The sequence below is a fragment of the uncultured Xylophilus sp. genome (assembly GCA_913776965.1).
GTDB lineage: Bacteria > Pseudomonadota > Gammaproteobacteria > Burkholderiales > Burkholderiaceae_C > Xylophilus.
Map to the genome: position 1 here is coordinate 47489 of CAJYQL010000109.1, position 15981 is coordinate 63469.

The window sequence follows — 15981 nt, forward strand, 5'->3', positions numbered from 1 at the left end:
CCGATACGACCCTGCCGACTGCAACAAAAAGCCCCGCGATCGCGGGGCCTTGGCGGTGATTGACGGCAGTTACTTGCCGTTCGCGGCGGGCTTCGCTGGCGCCGCAGTTTCCGCCTTGGCGGCAGTCGTGCCCTTGACGGGTTCGGATGCGGCAGGGGCCTTGCCCGCAGGAGCCGCAGTGGCCGCCGGTGCCGCTGCAGCGGCCGGGTAGGCGGCGCCGCCGACCGTCAATCCCTCGGCCGACAGCTTGGCCGCACGGTTGTCGCCGAGCCCCTTCACCCGCGCGATGAAATCGGGCCAGTCCTTGAACGCACCCTTCTTGCGCTCGGTGACGATGAGCTTCGAGGTGGCCGGGCCGATGCCCTTGACGCCGTCGAGCTCGGCGGTCGTGGCCTTGTTGACGTCGACAGCGGCGAAGGAGACGGCGGCGCCGAACAGCGCGGCAATGGCGATCAGGGACTTGAACATCGTGGTTTCCTCGTGGGTTGCCGGCACGGCCTGCCGGCGGGCTTAAGCAGAACGGCGCGGAACATGACGCGGTTGACGCGGACCGGCGGTCGCTAGAGTTCCTCGACGCGGCGCGCGGGATAGCTGTCCCAGGTCTGGCAGCCGGGGCATTGCCAGAAGTGCTGGTTGGCCTCGAAACCGCAGGCCGCGCAGCGGTAGCGCGTCAGCGGCTTGGCCGCCTGGTCCAGCGCCCGCTGAACCTGCGGGTGGAACTTCTCGTGGGTCAGCGTCTCGCCTGCGAGCCAGCGGGCAGCCGCGACCAGCGACGGTTCGCGCTCCAGGTGGCGCACATAGCTTTCGCGGGCGTCGTGGCCCGTCTGCGGCGCGGCACGGTCAAGCGCAACGATCGCCTCGAGCAGGTCGAGCGAGGCGTCCTCGGCATAACGTGCGGCCAACCGCTCGCGGGCTTGCGGAACCTCGCCGAGGGCGATCGCCGTGTCGGCCAGTGCCTGCGCCACCAGCGGCAGCGCGGCCGGGACGACTTCCTCCACCTGCCGCAGGGCTGCGTAGGCTTCGCGGTCGCGCCCCTGGCGGCGCTCCAGCAGGGCCAGTTCGATGCGCGGGCGCGGCGCGCGCGGCGCTTTCGCGATCGCCTCCTCGATGAGCGCGCGGGCCGCGTCGGGCTGGCCGGTGGCCATCCGGGCATGGGCCTGCTCGCACAGGTAGTGCGCCAGCCGTGCCGTGAAGTCGCCCTGGCCCGAGGCGGTCAGCTTCTCGGTGATCGCAGCGGCCTGTTGCCAGTCGCGCGAACGTTCGTAGATCGCCAGCAGCGCGAGCCGCGCCTGTTCCTCGAACGGCGTGCCTTCCAGCCGCCGCAGCGCTTCTTCCGCCCGGTCGAGCAGGCCGGCCTTCAGGTAGTCGAGCGCCAGGGCATGCTGCGCGCGCTCGCGGTCGACCCGGCCCAGGTCGCCCCGCGACAGCAGGTGCTGGTGAACCCGCACCGCACGCTCGTACTCGCCCCGGCGGCGGAACAGGTTGCCGAGCGCGAAGTGCAGTTCCGAGGTGTCCGGATCGTTCTGCACCGCTTCGATGAAGGCGTCGATCGCCTGATCCTGCTGTTCGTTGAGCAGGAAGTTCAGGCCACGGAAATAGGCCTTCGGCGCCTGCCGGTTCTCCAGCCGCATCTGCCGCAGGTCGAAGCGCGACGCGAACCAGCCGAGAACGAAGGCGAGCGGCAGTCCGAGCAGTATCCAGCCGATGCCGAGTTCAAAGTCCATGCGGAACCTGCGTGATCGGGGGCGGCGTGCCGGCGTCGGTCGCGGTGGGCGGCAGCGGCACCTGGACTTCCTGTGCCCGGCGCGCCGCGCTGCGGTGCAGCCACCAGCGGGGGACCATGCCGAGCACGCCGACCACGATGCCCAGCGCGAAGGCGCTCAGCACCACCAGCACCAGCGGCGCGCGCCAGTACGTGCCGAAGAAGAAGTGCACCGTGGCGTCCTGCTGGTTGTTCAGCGCAAAAGCGAACAGCGTAAAAAAAATGGCTGCCTTGAGCAGCCACGAGAGGTATTTCATCGTCTCCCCGTACGTGACGGGAAGATTCTATCGAGCGGCCTCAGCCGTCCGTATCGCGCGCCGGCGTGCGCGCATCGACCGCTTCGCGCAAGGCCTTGCCCGGCTTGAAGTGCGGCACCCGTTTCTCCGGGATCGCCACGCTTTCGCCGCTGCGCGGGTTGCGTCCCATGCGGGGCGGGCGGTGGCTGACGGTGAAGCTGCCGAAGCCGCGAATCTCGATGCGATGGCCCTTGACCAGCGCATCGCCCACCGCATCCAGGATCGCCTTGACGGCGGCTTCCGCATCGCGGTGCGTGAGCTGGCTGAAACGGGCGGCGAGTTCCTCGACAAGGTCGGAGCGTGTCATGGGCTGGGCGGAAAAGGCGTACGTACAAAGCGGACAAAGGGCGCAGGGCCCCATGAAAAAAGGGCGGCAGGCGACCCGGGTCGCCCGCCGCCCTTCCGTGCGGGATCAGCCGTTGTTGCTGTTGTCCAGCTTGGCGCGCAGCAGGGCGCCCAGGCTGGTCGTGCCGGCGTTCTCGCGCGAGGACTGCTGGGCGAGGCTCGCCATCGCGCCTTGCTCGTCGGCCATGTCCTTGGCCTTGATCGACAGCTGGATGTTGCGGGTCTTGCGATCCACGTTGACCACCACGGCGGTGACTTCGTCGCCTTCCTTCAGCACGTTACGGGCGTCTTCCACGCGGTCGCGGGAGATTTCCGAGGCGCGCAGGTAGCCTACGATGCCGTCGGCCAGTTCGATCTCGGCACCGCGTGCGTCGACCGACTTGACCTTGCCGGTCACGACCTGGCCCTTGTCGTTGACGGTGGCGTAGGTGGTGAACTCGTCGCTGTCGAGCTGCTTGATGCCCAGCGAGATGCGCTCGCGGTCCACGTCCACGGCCAGCACGATCGCTTCGACTTCCTGGCCCTTCTTGTAGTTGCGCACCGCGGCTTCGCCCGGCTCGTTCCACGACAGGTCGGACAGGTGCACCAGGCCGTCGATGCCGGCTGCCAGGCCGACGAACACGCCGAAGTCGGTGATCGACTTGATCGGGCCCTTGACGCGGTCGCCGCGCTTGGTGTTCTGCGCGAATTCCTGCCACGGGTTGGCCTTGGTCTGCTTCATGCCCAGGCTGATGCGGCGCTTGTCTTCGTCGATCTCGAGGACCATGACTTCGACTTCGTCGCCCAGCGACACGAGCTTGGACGGGGCCACGTTCTTGTTGGTCCAGTCCATCTCGGAGACGTGCACCAGGCCTTCGATGCCGGGTTCCAGTTCCACGAACGCGCCGTAGTCGGCGATGTTGGTGACACGGCCGAACAGGCGGGTGCCCTGCGGGTAGCGGCGCGACACGCCCATCCACGGGTCGTCGCCCATCTGCTTCAGACCCAGCGAGACACGGTTCTTCTCGGTATCGAACTTCAGGATCTTGGCGGTGATTTCCTGGCCGGCCGTCACGACTTCGCTCGGGTGGCGGACACGGCGCCATGCCATGTCGGTGATGTGCAGCAGGCCGTCGATGCCGCCGAGGTCCACGAACGCACCGTATTCGGTGATGTTCTTGACCACGCCGTTGACGATGGCGCCTTCCTTCAGCGTCTCCATCAGCTTGGCGCGCTCTTCGCCCATCGAGGCTTCGACCACGGCACGGCGCGACAGCACGACGTTGTTGCGCTTGCGGTCGAGCTTGATGACCTTGAATTCCAGGGTCTTGTTCTCGTACGGGGTCAGGTCCTTGACCGGACGGGTGTCGATCAGCGAACCCGGCAGGAAGGCGCGGATGCCGTTGACCAGCACGGTCAGGCCGCCCTTGACCTTGCCGCTGGTGGTGCCGGTGACGAATTCGCCGGATTCCAGCGCCTTCTCGAGGGCCAGCCAGGAGGCGAGGCGCTTGGCCTTGTCGCGCGACAGGATGGTGTCGCCGTAGCCGTTTTCGATGGCGTCGATCGCCACCGAGACGAAGTCCCCGACCTGGACTTCGACTTCGCCCTTGTCGTTCTTGAACTCGTCGAGCGGCACGTAGGCTTCGGACTTGAGGCCGGCGTTCACGACGACGAAGTTGTGCTCGATGCGCACGACCTCGGCGGTGATGACCTCGCCCGGGCGCATTTCGGAGCGCTGGATCGATTCTTCAAAAAGGGCGGCAAAAGATTCGGACATGTGTTTCCTATCCGCACGACAGGTTATGCGACGGCGGGATTGCCGTCGTTCGGGAGGCTGCGTGCGGTGATGGTGTGCGGCAGGACCGCGGTTCGTTGAACAAACCCCTGCGGTCGGTGCGCGTGATGCGCGGCGGGAACCGCAGGGAACTCTTCGGGACGCTAGCCCGCCGCGCGGGGCGCGAAGGGCCGGCGCTCCTGCCACCAGGCCACCACCTGGTCCACCGACTGGTCGATGGTGAGATGGGAGTTGTCCAGCAGCAGGGCATCTTCGGCCGCCTTGAGCGGCGCGACCGGCCGGGACGAGTCCCGCAGATCGCGCGCTTCCAGGTCAGCGCGAAGGTCGGCGATATTAGCCGAAATTCCTTTTGAAATCAACTGCTTGTACCGGCGCTCGGCGCGCTGCGCGGCGCTGGCCGTCATGAACACCTTCAGGTGCGCATCCGGGAAGATCACCGTGCCCATGTCGCGGCCGTCGGCGACCAGCCCCGGCAGCTGCCGGAAGCCGAGCTGCAGGCCGACCAGTGCTTCGCGCACGGCCGGCAGTGCCGACACGCGCGAGGCGTCCATGCCCGCTTCTTCCGAGCGGATCGCGTCGGTCACGTCGTCGCGGCCGAGCAGCACCCGGCCGTCGGTGAAGCGCACCGGCAGCGTGCGGGCCAGCGCGGCGATTGCCGCTTCCTGCGCCGGCACGATGTCGAGTCCGGCACGCCGGGCGGCGAGGGCGGCGATGCGGTACATCGCGCCGGAGTCGAGGAAGTGGTAGCCGAGCTGCCGCGCGACGGCGGCCGCGACCGTGCCCTTGCCCGAAGCGCTCGGGCCGTCGATGCACAGCACCGGAATGTCCGCCGTGCGTGCCCGGGCGACGCCGAACAGCGTCTCGAAATAGTCGGGGAAGGTCTTGGCGACGCACTGCGGATCCTCGATCCGCACCGGCACCCGGTCCGGATTGAAGGCCGCCAGCGAGAAGCACATCGCGACCCGGTGGTCGTCGTAGGTGTGGATGCTGGCCGGACGCCACGCGCCGGCGGGCAGCGGATGCACCCGCAGCCAGTCCGGGCCTTCTTCGACGGTGGCGCCGAGCTTGCGGGCCTCGGCCGCCATCGCGGCGATCCGGTCGGTTTCCTTGACCCGCCAGCTCGCGATGTTGCGCAGCGTGCTCGGGCCGTCGGCATACAGCGCCATCACCGCCAGCGTCATCGCGGCGTCGGGGATGTGGTTGCAGTCCAGGTCGATCGCGCGCAGCGGCCAGGCGCCGCGGGTGATCGTCAGGTGGTTCGGTCCGCTGTCGATGCGGGCGCCCATGCGGCGGGCAGCCTCGACGAAGCGGATGTCGCCCTGGATCGACTGTTCGCCCAGGCCCTGGATATGGATGCCGTTCGGGCCGTTTTGGCCGTCTGCGCCCGCTGCGATTGCGCCGAGCGCTATGAAATAGCTAGCAGACGATGCGTCCGACTCGACATGGATGCGGCCCGGCGACCGGTAGCGCGCACCGGCGGGAATCGTGAAGCGCTGCCAGTCGTCGTTGTGCACCACGATGCCGAAGCGCGCCAGCAGGTCGAGCGTGATCGCGATGTACGGCCGGGAGATCAGCTCGCCCTGCACCGCGATGACGATGTCCCGGGTGGCGACCAGGGGCAGCGCCATCAGCAGCGCAGTGAGGAACTGGCTGGACACGTCGCCGCGCACCGGGATCGGCGCGTCGAGCCGCAGCGACGGCCGGCCGATGTGCAGCGGTGGAAAGCCTTCGGTGCCGCGGTAGTCCACCTGGCAGCCGAGGGCGCGCAGCGCATCGACCAGGTCGCCGATCGGCCGCTCGTACATGCGCGGCACGCCCTCGAGCGTGAAATCGCCGCCGAACACCGCGAGCGCAGCGGTCAGCGGCCGCATCGCGGTGCCGGCGTTGCCGAGGAACAGCGTCGCCGGCGCGGCGGGCGGCCGTCCGCCCAGGCCGGTAATCGACAGGCGGTCGTCGTGCCGCACCAAGTCGCAGCCGAGCTTCTGCAGGCTGTCGAGCATCACCCGCGTGTCGTCGGAGTCGAGCAGGTCGACGACCTCGGTCGTGCCCTCGCTCAGCGCCGCCAGCAGCAGCACGCGGTTGGAAATGCTCTTGGAGCCGGGCAGCACCACGGTGCCGCCGGCATCGGACAGCGGCGGCAGGTCGAGGAAGGGAATCGGATACATGGTGGACAGGACGCCCGGTCGGCGCCCGCTCAGTCGGTCTTCGCGGTGGTCATCTGCCAGCCGCCGCGGCCGGCGCTGGCCTGGGCGATCAGCGCTTCGAGGGCAGATGCGTCGCCTCGCGCCATCGCCGCTTCCAGCTGGTCGAGGGCGGCGCGGAACGCATCGGACTGGCGGCGCAGCTCGGTGCGGTTGGCCAGCAGGATGTCGCGCCACATCGGCGGATTGCTCGCGGCGATGCGGGTGAAGTCCCGGAAGCCGGGGCCGGCGAGGTCGAGGAACACGTTGCCCGACGGCTGTCCCGCGACCGCGTTGAATGCGGCGAAGGCCAGCAGGTGGGGCAGGTGGCTGACGGCGGCCAGCGCCGCATCGTGCGATTCCGGCGACATCTGCCGTACGCGGCAGCCGATCGCCTTCCAGGTGTCGGCGGCGCGCTGCAGCAGCGCGGTGCGGGTGCGTTCGATCGGCGTGAGGATGACCTGCCGGTCCTGGTACAGCTCGGCCCGGGCCTGGCCGACGCCGGCCGTCTCGGCGCCGGCGATCGGATGGGCCGGCACGAAGGAGCCGATCTGGTCGCGCAGTGCATCGCGGGCGGCCTCGACCACGTCGGCCTTGGTGGAGCCGACGTCCATCACCAGCATCTGCGGCGTGACCAGGTGGCGGATCGCCTTGAGCGTCGGGCCGGTGGCGGCCACCGGCACCGCCAGCAGCACCAGGTCGGCGCCGGCGACGGCCAGCAGCGCCGACGGCGCCTCGACGTCGATCACGCCCATGCGGCGCGCCTGTTCGGTGGTGGAGGGCGACTTGCTGTAGCCGACCACCCGCTTGACCAGCCCCGCGCGCTTGAGCGCCAGCGCGAACGAGCCGCCCATCAAGCCGCAGCCGATCAGCCCGAGCTGTTCGAACGGTGCGGTCATCGTCGTGCCTCCGCGGCGCTCATGCGGCGACCGGGTAGGTGCCGAGCACCTTGTAGAACGCGCAGAGCCCGCGCAGCTCTTCCAGCGCCTGCGCCACGTGCGGCTGGGCCGGATGGCCGTCGAGGTCGATGTAGAAGTAGTACTCCCAATGGCCCGTCTTGGCCGGCCGCGACTCGAAGCGCGTCATCGACACGCCGTGCTTCTTCAGCGGCACCAGCAGGTCGTGCACCGCGCCGGGCCGGTTGGGCACCGACACGACCAGGCTGGTGCAGTCCTTGGCCGACGGCGGCGGGGTGCCGAGCGTCTGCGGCAGGCAGATCACGGCGAAGCGGGTGCGGTTGTAGGCGTCGTCCTGGACCGCGTGGGCCACGATGTGCAGGCCGAACTGGGTCGCGGCGCGCTCGCTGGCGATACCGGCCCAGGCCGGGTTGGTGGCCGCGAGCCGCGCGCCTTCGGCGTTGCTCGACACCGGGCGGCGTTCGGCATGCGGCAGGTGCTTGGACAGCCAGCCCTGGCACTGCGCCAGCGCCTGCGGATGGGCGAGCACCGCCTCGACGCCGTCGAGCGTGTTGGTCGTGCGCAGCAGGTTGTGGCGCACCAGCAGGCTGACTTCGCCGACTACATGGCAGGGCGTGTGCAGGAACAGGTCGAGCGAGCGGGTGACCACGCCCTCCACCGAGTTCTCGACACCGACCACGCCGTACTGGGCGCTGCCCGCGGCGGTGGCGTGGAACACCTCGTCGAAGTTGGCGCAGTAGACCAGGTCGGCCGCACCGCCGAAGAACTCGACCGCCGCCTGTTCGCAGAAGGTGCCGGCCGGGCCGAGCACCGCGACCCGCTGGGGCGATTCCAGCGCCAGGCAGGCCGACATGATCTCGCGCCACACGGCGGCGACGTGCTGGCTCTTCAGCGGGCCGGGGTTGGCGGTCTGGATCTTCTCGATCACCTGGGCCACCCGGTCGGGGCGGAAGAAGGGCGTGCCTTCCCGCTTCTTCAGTTCGCCGACCGCCTCGGCGACCAGCGCCCGGTCGTTGAGCAGCCGCAGCAGCTGGCTGTCGAGCGCGTCGATCCGCTCGCGCAGCTCGGCCAGCGTGAGGCCGGCGGGCAGGTCGTGGCTCATGCCTGTTCCTTCTCGAAATCGCGCAGGTAGGCGACGAGCGCTTCCACCCCGGCCATCGGCATCGCGTTGTAGAGGCTGGCGCGCATGCCGCCGACCGACTTGTGGCCCTTGAGCTGCAGCAGGCCGCGCGCCTTGGCGCCGGCCAGGAAGGCGTCGTTGCGGCTTTCGTCGCGCAGCAGGAAGGGGATATTCATCCGCGAGCGCGCCTCGGGCGCCACCGGGTTCATGTAGAGCTGCGAGCCGTCGATGAAGTCGTAGAGCCGCCGGGCTTTGGCGATGTTGCGTGCCTCCATCGCGGCGATGCCGGTCAGATCGCCCTCCGTCTGGCGCAGCAGCCACTGGAAGACCAGGCCGGCCACGTAGATGCCCCAGGTCGGCGGCGTGTTGTACATCGAGTCGTTGTCGGCCACGAGTTGGTAGTCGAAGGCGCTCGGGCAGATCGGCAGGGCATGGCCGATCAGGTCCTCCCGCACCACCACCAGCGTGAGGCCCGCCGGGCCAAGGTTCTTCTGCGCGCCGCCGAAGGCCAGTCCCACCTTCGACCAGTCCACCGGCCGCGACGCGACGTGCGACGAGAAGTCGATGACCAGCGGCGCGTCGCTGCCGAGCGCCTGCAGATCAGGCAGCGTCTGGAATTCGACGCCGTGGATCGTCTCGTTGCTGCACAGATGCACGTAGCTCGCGCCGCGGCTCAGCTGCCAGCCGGACGCCTCCGGGATCGACCGGTGGCCGTCGGCCTCGTTGCTCGCCGCGATGTTGACCGTGCTGGCGTAGCGGCGGGCTTCCTTGGCCGACTTCTGGCTCCAGCTGCCGGTGACGACCACGTCCACCGTGCCGGCGCGCGACAGGTTCAGCGGTACCACCGCGTTCTCGCCCAGGCCGCCGCCCTGCATGAACAGGATCTTGAAGTTCGCCGGCACCGCCAGCAGCGTGCGCAGGTCGGCTTCGGCCCGCTGGTAGATCGAGATGAACTCCTTGCCGCGGTGGCTCATTTCCATCACGCCCATGCCGCTGCCCTGCCAGTCGAGCATTTCGGCGGCGGCCTGCTGCAGCACGGCTTCGGGAATCGCGGCGGGGCCGGCGGAGAAGTTGTACGGACGGTTCATGGTGTCGATGCGCAAATCTGCCGTTTGCGCAGGTGCAGCCTGCGCGGGTTGCTATCAAAAGTGAAGCGGCTGCATCGCTGCAGCCGCGAAGGCCTTGCGGACGGGCCGCCGGCGCGTGTCAGTCGGCCGCCGGCGGTTCGCCGTCGGTCGAGGGCGTGGCATCGGCATCGCTCTCGAGGGGCGCGGCATCGTCCGCGGCCGCCAGGGCGGCCTGCGCATCGTTCTCGACGATCCGCTGCAAGCCGGACAGCCGGGAGCCTTCGTCGAGGTTCATCAGCGTCACGCCCTGGGTCGCCCGTCCGAGTTCGCGGATCTCCGCTACCCGGGTGCGCACCAGCACGCCGCGGTCGGTGATCAGCATGATCTCGTCGTCCGGCCGCACCAGCGTCGCGGCCACGACCTTGCCGTTGCGCTCGCTCTGCTGGATCGCGATCATGCCCTTGGTGCCGCGGCCGTGCCGGGTGTATTCGGTGATCGAGGTGCGCTTGCCGTAGCCGTTCTCGGTGGCGGTCAGCACCGACTGCTCGCCGTCCTCGGCGACCAGCATCGCGATCACGCTCTGGCCTTCGGGCAGGTCCATGCCACGCACGCCGCGGGTGTTGCGTCCGAGCGCCCGCACGTCGCCCTCGTCGAAACGCACCGCCTTGCCGCCATCGGAGAACAGCATCACGTCGTGCTGGCCGTCGGTCAGCGCGGCGCCGACGAGGTAGTCGCCCTCGTCGAGGTTGATCGCGATGATGCCCAGCTTGCGCGGGTTGCTGAATTCGTCGAGCGCGGTCTTCTTCACCGTGCCCATGCGTGTCGCCATGAACACGTAGTGGTCGGCCGGGAAGCTGCGGAACTCGCCGGTCAGCGGCAGCACCACGTTGATCTTCTCGCCGTCCTGCAGCGGGAACATGTTGACGATCGGCCGGCCGCGCGAACCGCGCGAGCCTGCCGGCACTTCCCAGACCTTCAGCCAGTACAGCCGGCCGCGGTTGGAGAAGCACAGGATGTAGTCGTGCGTGTTGGCGATGAAGAGCTGGTCGATCCAGTCGTCTTCCTTCGTTGCCGTCGCCTGCTTGCCGCGGCCGCCGCGCTTCTGCGCCCGGTACTCGCCGAGCGGCTGGCTCTTGATGTAGCCGCTGTGCGAGAGCGTGACCACCATGTCGGTCGGCGTGATCAGGTCCTCGGTGGAGAGGTCGAAGGAGCTGTGCTCCACCAGGCTGCGGCGCGCGCCCAGCTTGGTCTGGCCGAACTCGGTGCGGATCGCGGTGAGCTCTTCGCCGATGATGACCGAGACACGCTCCGGCTTGGCCAGGATGTCCAGCAGGTCCTCGATGACCGCCATCACGTCCTTGTATTCGGCGACGATCTTGTCCTGCTCCAGGCCGGTCAGGCGCTGCAGCCGCATCTGCAGGATCTCCTGCGCCTGGATGTCCGACAGCCGGTACAGGCCGTCGTTGCCCATGCCGTAGCTGCGCTCCAGACCCTCGGGCCGGTAGTCGTCGGCATTGACGATGCCGCCGTCGGCGCGGGTGCGGGTCAGCATCTCGCGGACCAGTTGGCTGTCCCACGACCGGGCCATGAGCTCGGCCTTGGCGACCGGCGGGGTGGGCGACTCGCGGATGATCCGGATGAATTCGTCGATGTTGGCCAGCGCCACCGCCAGGCCTTCCAGCACATGCCCGCGGTCGCGCGCCTTGCGCAGCTCGAATACGGTGCGGCGCGTCACCACTTCGCGGCGGTGCTTCAGGAAGACGGTGATCAGGTCCTTCAGGTTGCACAGGCGCGGCTGGCCGTCGACCAGCGCCACCATGTTGATGCCGAAGGTGTCCTGCAGCTGGGTCTGCTTGTAGAGGTTGTTGAGCACCACCTCCGGCACTTCGCCGCGCTTCAGCTCGATCACCAGCCGCATGCCCGACTTGTCGGACTCGTCCTGGATGTGGCTGATGCCCTCGATCTTCTTCTCGTGGACCAGCTCGGCCATCCGCTCCTGCAGCGTCTTCTTGTTGACCTGGTAGGGCAGCTCGTCGACGATGATCGCCTGACGCTGGCCGCGGTCGATGTCCTCGAAGTGGCACTTGGCGCGCATCACCACCTTGCCGCGGCCGGTGCGGTAGCCGTCCTTCACCCCGTTGATGCCGTAGATGATGCCGGCGGTCGGGAAGTCGGGCGCCGGAATGATCTCCATCAGATCGTCGATCGACGCCTCGGGGTGCCGCAGCATGTGCAGGCACGCGTCCACCACCTCGTTGAGGTTGTGCGGCGGAATGTTGGTCGCCATGCCGACCGCGATACCGGCCGAGCCGTTGACCAGCAGGTTGGGCAGGCGGCTCGGCAGCACGGCCGGCTCGCGCTCGCTGCCGTCGTAGTTCGGCTGGTAATCGACCGTTTCCTTGTCGATGTCCGCCAGCATCTCGTGCGCGATCTTGGCGAGGCGGATTTCCGTATAGCGCATCGCCGCGGCGTTGTCACCATCGACCGATCCGAAGTTGCCCTGGCCGTCGACCAGCATGTGGCGCAGCGAGAAGTCCTGGGCCATGCGCACGATGGTGTCGTAGACAGCGCTGTCTCCGTGCGGATGGTACTTACCGATCACGTCCCCGACGATACGGGCCGATTTCTTGTACGGCCGGTTCCAGTCGTTGTTGAGCTCGTGCATCGAATACAGCACGCGCCGGTGGACTGGCTTCAAGCCGTCGCGCGCATCGGGGAGGGCGCGGCCCACGATCACGCTCATGGCGTAATCCAGATAACTGCGCCGCATCTCCTCTTCGAGGCTGATCGGCAGCGTTTCTTTGGCGAACTGGGTCATGGAGCGTGCGGTCCCGGGAGGGCGGAGAAGCTGCTGATTTTAGGTGCACCGAGCCTGTCGCGCATGTGCAACACAAAGGGGGAAATGAGGTTCCGTCCTACGGCATCCGTACCGTTTTGGCAACGATTGCCAAAGTCGCTATGGCACAATCTTTTCAACGTTTTTGGTGATGGTCACTGACGACGTACCGGATCGCAGCGCGGCTGCGGCTTTTTCCCCAAGAGGAGAACCATGAAGAAACTCAACAAAGTAGCGATGCTGTTTGCAGTCGCTGCGATCGCCACTGCCGCTGGCGCGCAGACCCGTGTGACCGCTGCTAACGGTGGTAATGTCATCGACAACTGGCAAAACGGCACCGGCGAACTCGTCTGGAAAAACGGTACCAACGAATACTGCTGGCGCGATGCCAACTGGACGCCTGCCACCGCAGCCGTCGGTTGCGACGGCGCGCTGGTGCCGGTCGCTGCTCCTCCGGCAGCCGTCGTCCCGGGCGCACCTGCTGCTCCGGCTCCCGCTGCGCCTCCCGCACCGCCGGCCGCCAGCAAGGTGACCTACGCTGCTGACGCTTTCTTCGACTTCGACAAGTCGGTTCTCAAGCCGGAAGGCAAGGCCAAGCTCGACGACCTCGTCAGCAAGGTCCGCAACGTGAACCTGGAAGTCATCATCGCCGTCGGCCACACCGACTCGGTCGGCACCGATGCCTACAACCAGCGCCTGTCGGTCCGCCGTGCAGAAGCCGTGAAGGCTTACCTGGTGTCCAAGGGCATCGAGCGCAACCGGGTCTACACGGAAGGCAAGGGCGAGAAGCAGCCGATCGCAGATAACAAGACTGCAGCCGGCCGTGCTCAGAACCGCCGCGTGGAAATCGAAGTCGTCGGTACCCGCGCCAATTAATCCTCGCGATTAATGCAGAAGCCCGCAGGCGATGTCCTGCGGGCTTTTTCTTTTTGGGGAGTGAAAATACCGCCATGTCGCAAAACCTGAATGTCGATCCTGCAGAGCTCGCCAAATTCTCCGAATTAGCCCATCGGTGGTGGGATACCGAAAGCGAATTCCGGCCCCTGCACCAGATCAATCCGTTGCGCCTGGACTGGATCGAATCCTGCGTGCCGCTGGCCGGAAAAACCGTGGTCGATGTGGGCTGCGGCGGCGGCATCCTCTCGGATGCGATGGCGCGCCGGGGCGCCGACGTGCTCGGCATCGACCTGGCCAGCAAGTCGCTCAAGGTGGCGCGGCTCCACGCCCTGGAAGTGCAGACACCCCGGGTCGAGTACCGCGAGGTGAGCGCAGAAGCGCTGGCCGAGGAGCGCCCGGGCCAGTTCGACGTGGTGACCTGCATGGAGATGCTGGAACACGTGCCGGATCCTGCATCGGTCGTCCGCGCCTGTGCCGCAATGGCCAAGCCGGGCGGCTGGATCTTCTTCTCGACCATCAACCGCAATCCGAAGTCCTTTCTCTTCGCGATCGTCGGGGCGGAATACGTGCTGGGCATGCTGCCGCGGGGCACGCATGAATATGCACGCTTACTGCGGCCGAGCGAACTGGCAGCCCACTGCCGCGCGGCCGGCCTGGCGCTCGACCGGAGCAGCGGGCTGGAATACAACCCGCTGAACCGACGCTACTGGTTGAGCGGCAACACGGACGTGAACTACATGATCGCGACCCGCAAGCCCGCTGCCGGCGCGCAGGAGGTCTGAGATGTTCCGCGACATCGACGCCGTGCTGTTCGACCTAGACGGCACCCTGATCGACAGCGCCCCCGACCTCGGTGCCGCCGCAGACGCGATGCGGATCGAACGCGGCCTGCCGTCGCTACCGCTGGACCAGTACCGGCCGATGGCGGGTGCCGGCGCACGCGGCATGCTGGGCATCGCCTTCGGCATGGCGCCGGAGCATCCGGACTTTCCGACGATGCGCGAGGAATTCTTCGTGCGCTACGAACGGCGGATGACGGCGGACACCCGGGTCTTCGACGGCGTGGCGGCGATGCTGGCGGCGCTGAGAGCGCGCGGACAACGCTGGGGCATCGTCACCAACAAGTCGGCGCGTTTCACCGATCCGCTGGTGCGCCTGATGCCGGTGCTCGGCGGCGCCGGTGCCGTGGTGAGCGGCGACACCACGCCGCATTCCAAGCCCCATCCCGCGCCGCTGCTCGAAGCGGCACGCCGCATGGGAATCGCGCCCGAGCGCTGCATCTACGTCGGCGACGACGAGCGCGACATCATCGCCGGCCGTGCAGCCGGCATGGGGACGGTAGCTGCGGCCTGGGGCTACCTCGGCGGCGGTGCCGGGCCGGACGCATGGGGAGCGCATGCGGTCGCAAAATCTCCTGCCGAGGTCTTGCAATGCCTCGAAGCCGCCTAAAATGGATGCCCTGGGGCTGCACTGGTTTCGACGTGGGTTCGGAATCGCTGTGGTGCATGTCGAGCTGAATGCGCTCGTAAAACAGATTCAAACAAACTAACTGCAAACGACGAACGTTTCGCACTCGCCGCTTAATTGCCGGTGAGCCTTGCAACAGTTGGCCGATGGGCTGGGCAAGGGGGTACCGGGTAACCGGCGCCTCCCGGCTGCAAGGATAACTACATGGGCTGGCTCCGATCCGGGTACCTTGGGTCGGGGCGAGATTTAAGGGTACTGGCGGCCGGTAGAGCGTGCGACTGCGCGCTGCCGGTGGCGAGACTCAAATCAGACCGCTAAACATGTAGATCTGCGCGAGGAAGGCTTGCGGACGCGGGTTCGAATCCCGCCAGCTCCACCACATCCTGCCCAAGGGCCGCCGTCACCGGCGGCCCTTTTGCTTTGCTCATTCCATCAGCGGCGTACGCCATGCAACTCCAGGACATTCTCTATTCGCAGGGTTTCGGCACCCGCCGCGTCTGTGCCGGGCTGGTGCAGCAGGGCTTCGTCGAGGTCTACCGGGAGCCGGATGCGCCGCCGGTGCGGGTGACCGATGCGGCTGCGTCCTTCGACCCGGACGGTCTGTGCCTGCGTGTGCAGGGCACCGACTGGGAGGTGCATGCGAAGGCCTACCTGATGCTGCACAAGCCCGCCGGCACCGAGTGTTCGCAGAAGCCGTCCACCTATCCGAGCATCTACACCCTGCTGCCCGGTCCGTTGCGGCAGCGGCCGACCAAGGGCGCGGTGCAGGGCGTGCAGGCGGTAGGCCGGCTCGACCAGGACACGACCGGGCTGCTGCTGCTCTCCGACGACGGGCAGTTCATCCACCGCATGAGTTCTCCGCGCAAGCACCTGCCCAAGGTCTACGAGGTGGCGGCCAAGCATCCGGTGACGGCGGCGCAGGTGCAGAGGCTCTGCGAGGGCGTGGTGCTCGACGACGATCCGAAGCCGGTACGTGCTGCCGCCTGCGACATCGTCGGCGAACCCGGCGTGTCTCAGCACCTGCGCCTCACCCTGACCGAAGGCAAGTACCACCAGGTCAAGCGCATGGTGGCGGCGGTCGGTAACCGGGTGGAAGGGCTGCACCGCTCGCGGATCGGCGCGCTGGCTCTACCGGACGATCTGCCGCCGGGCGGATGGCGCTGGCTGACTGCCGCCGACCTGGAAGCGCTGCGCCCGGTGCAGGCCTGACCGATCAGGGCGGCCGTTCAAGCCGTCGCGTCTGCCGGGATATTCTGCAGCGCCGCGAGGGCCGCCGGTACACTCGACCGCTTCACCAGGGTGCCGCGCGCGCCCGTCCGG

The 15981-nt window shown here is 67.9% G+C and carries 14 protein-coding genes and 1 other RNA gene; 5 read left to right on the top strand and 10 right to left on the bottom strand.

What is annotated here, in order from left to right:
* Nucleotides 1-69: 69 nt before the first annotated feature.
* From QZ500_RS15445 to gyrA, 10 genes are all read right to left on the bottom strand, one after another.
* Nucleotides 70-468 carry a helix-hairpin-helix domain-containing protein gene (locus QZ500_RS15445; RefSeq protein ID WP_295856294.1) on the bottom strand — a complete coding sequence of 133 codons (399 nt, stop codon included), beginning with the start codon at nt 466-468 and terminating at the stop codon, nt 70-72.
* Nucleotides 469-560: 92 nt separating this feature from the next.
* Nucleotides 561-1724: a lipopolysaccharide assembly protein LapB gene (gene lapB, locus QZ500_RS15450; protein ID WP_295856295.1), complete on the bottom strand. Its 1164-nt coding sequence runs from the start codon at nt 1722-1724 to the stop codon at nt 561-563.
* On the bottom strand, nt 1714-2019 hold the full coding sequence (locus QZ500_RS15455) for a lipopolysaccharide assembly LapA domain-containing protein (protein WP_295856296.1): 306 nt from the start codon (nt 2017-2019) through the stop codon (nt 1714-1716). The genes lapB and QZ500_RS15455 overlap by 11 nt, the downstream gene beginning before the upstream one ends.
* A 40-nt stretch (nt 2020-2059) precedes the next feature.
* On the bottom strand, nt 2060-2419 hold the full coding sequence (locus QZ500_RS15460; protein WP_295856297.1) for an integration host factor subunit beta: 360 nt from the start codon (nt 2417-2419) through the stop codon (nt 2060-2062).
* Nucleotides 2420-2470: 51 nt separating this feature from the next.
* The gene (rpsA, locus tag QZ500_RS15465) at nt 2471-4186 is read right to left on the bottom strand and encodes a 30S ribosomal protein S1 (RefSeq protein WP_295856396.1); all 1716 of its coding nucleotides are present in this window, start codon (nt 4184-4186) and stop codon (nt 2471-2473) included.
* A 134-nt stretch (nt 4187-4320) separates the two neighbouring features.
* The gene (locus tag QZ500_RS15470; RefSeq protein ID WP_295856298.1) at nt 4321-6342 is read right to left on the bottom strand and encodes a bifunctional 3-phosphoshikimate 1-carboxyvinyltransferase/cytidylate kinase; all 2022 of its coding nucleotides are present in this window, start codon (nt 6340-6342) and stop codon (nt 4321-4323) included.
* 29 nt (nt 6343-6371) lie between these two features.
* Nucleotides 6372-7256: a prephenate dehydrogenase/arogenate dehydrogenase family protein gene (locus tag QZ500_RS15475; protein ID WP_295856299.1), complete on the bottom strand. Its 885-nt coding sequence runs from the start codon at nt 7254-7256 to the stop codon at nt 6372-6374.
* Nucleotides 7257-7275: 19 nt separating this feature from the next.
* Entirely contained in the window at nt 7276-8376 is a 1101-nt protein-coding gene (gene pheA / locus QZ500_RS15480) for a prephenate dehydratase (RefSeq protein ID WP_295856300.1), read from the bottom strand.
* Nucleotides 8373-9482 (bottom strand): 3-phosphoserine/phosphohydroxythreonine transaminase, encoded by a 1110-nt coding sequence (gene serC, locus QZ500_RS15485; RefSeq protein ID WP_295856301.1) that lies wholly within the window; start codon nt 9480-9482, stop codon nt 8373-8375. The genes pheA and serC overlap by 4 nt, the downstream gene beginning before the upstream one ends.
* A gap of 118 nt (nt 9483-9600) precedes the next feature.
* Nucleotides 9601-12279 carry a DNA gyrase subunit A gene (gyrA, locus tag QZ500_RS15490; RefSeq protein WP_295856302.1) on the bottom strand — a complete coding sequence of 893 codons (2679 nt, stop codon included), beginning with the start codon at nt 12277-12279 and terminating at the stop codon, nt 9601-9603.
* A gap of 231 nt (nt 12280-12510) precedes the next feature.
* Here gyrA and ompA point away from each other — a divergent pair, with 231 nt between their 5' ends.
* From ompA to QZ500_RS15515, 5 genes are all read left to right on the top strand, one after another.
* Nucleotides 12511-13173, top strand: a complete 663-nt coding sequence (gene ompA, locus QZ500_RS15495; RefSeq protein WP_295856303.1) for an outer membrane protein OmpA — start codon at nt 12511-12513, stop codon at nt 13171-13173.
* Nucleotides 13174-13247: 74 nt separating this feature from the next.
* Complete coding sequence (gene ubiG / locus QZ500_RS15500) at nt 13248-13976, top strand: bifunctional 2-polyprenyl-6-hydroxyphenol methylase/3-demethylubiquinol 3-O-methyltransferase UbiG (protein WP_295856304.1); 729 nt, start codon at nt 13248-13250, stop codon at nt 13974-13976.
* A 1-nt stretch (nt 13977) separates the two neighbouring features.
* Nucleotides 13978-14643: a phosphoglycolate phosphatase gene (gene gph, locus QZ500_RS15505; protein ID WP_295856306.1), complete on the top strand. Its 666-nt coding sequence runs from the start codon at nt 13978-13980 to the stop codon at nt 14641-14643.
* A gap of 12 nt (nt 14644-14655) precedes the next feature.
* Nucleotides 14656-15040, top strand: a transfer-messenger RNA (tmRNA) gene (gene ssrA / locus QZ500_RS15510).
* A 68-nt stretch (nt 15041-15108) separates the two neighbouring features.
* A complete protein-coding gene (locus tag QZ500_RS15515; protein WP_295856308.1) occupies nt 15109-15870 on the top strand; it encodes a 16S rRNA pseudouridine(516) synthase in 762 nt (253 codons plus the stop codon).
* Nucleotides 15871-15981 lie beyond the last annotated feature (111 nt).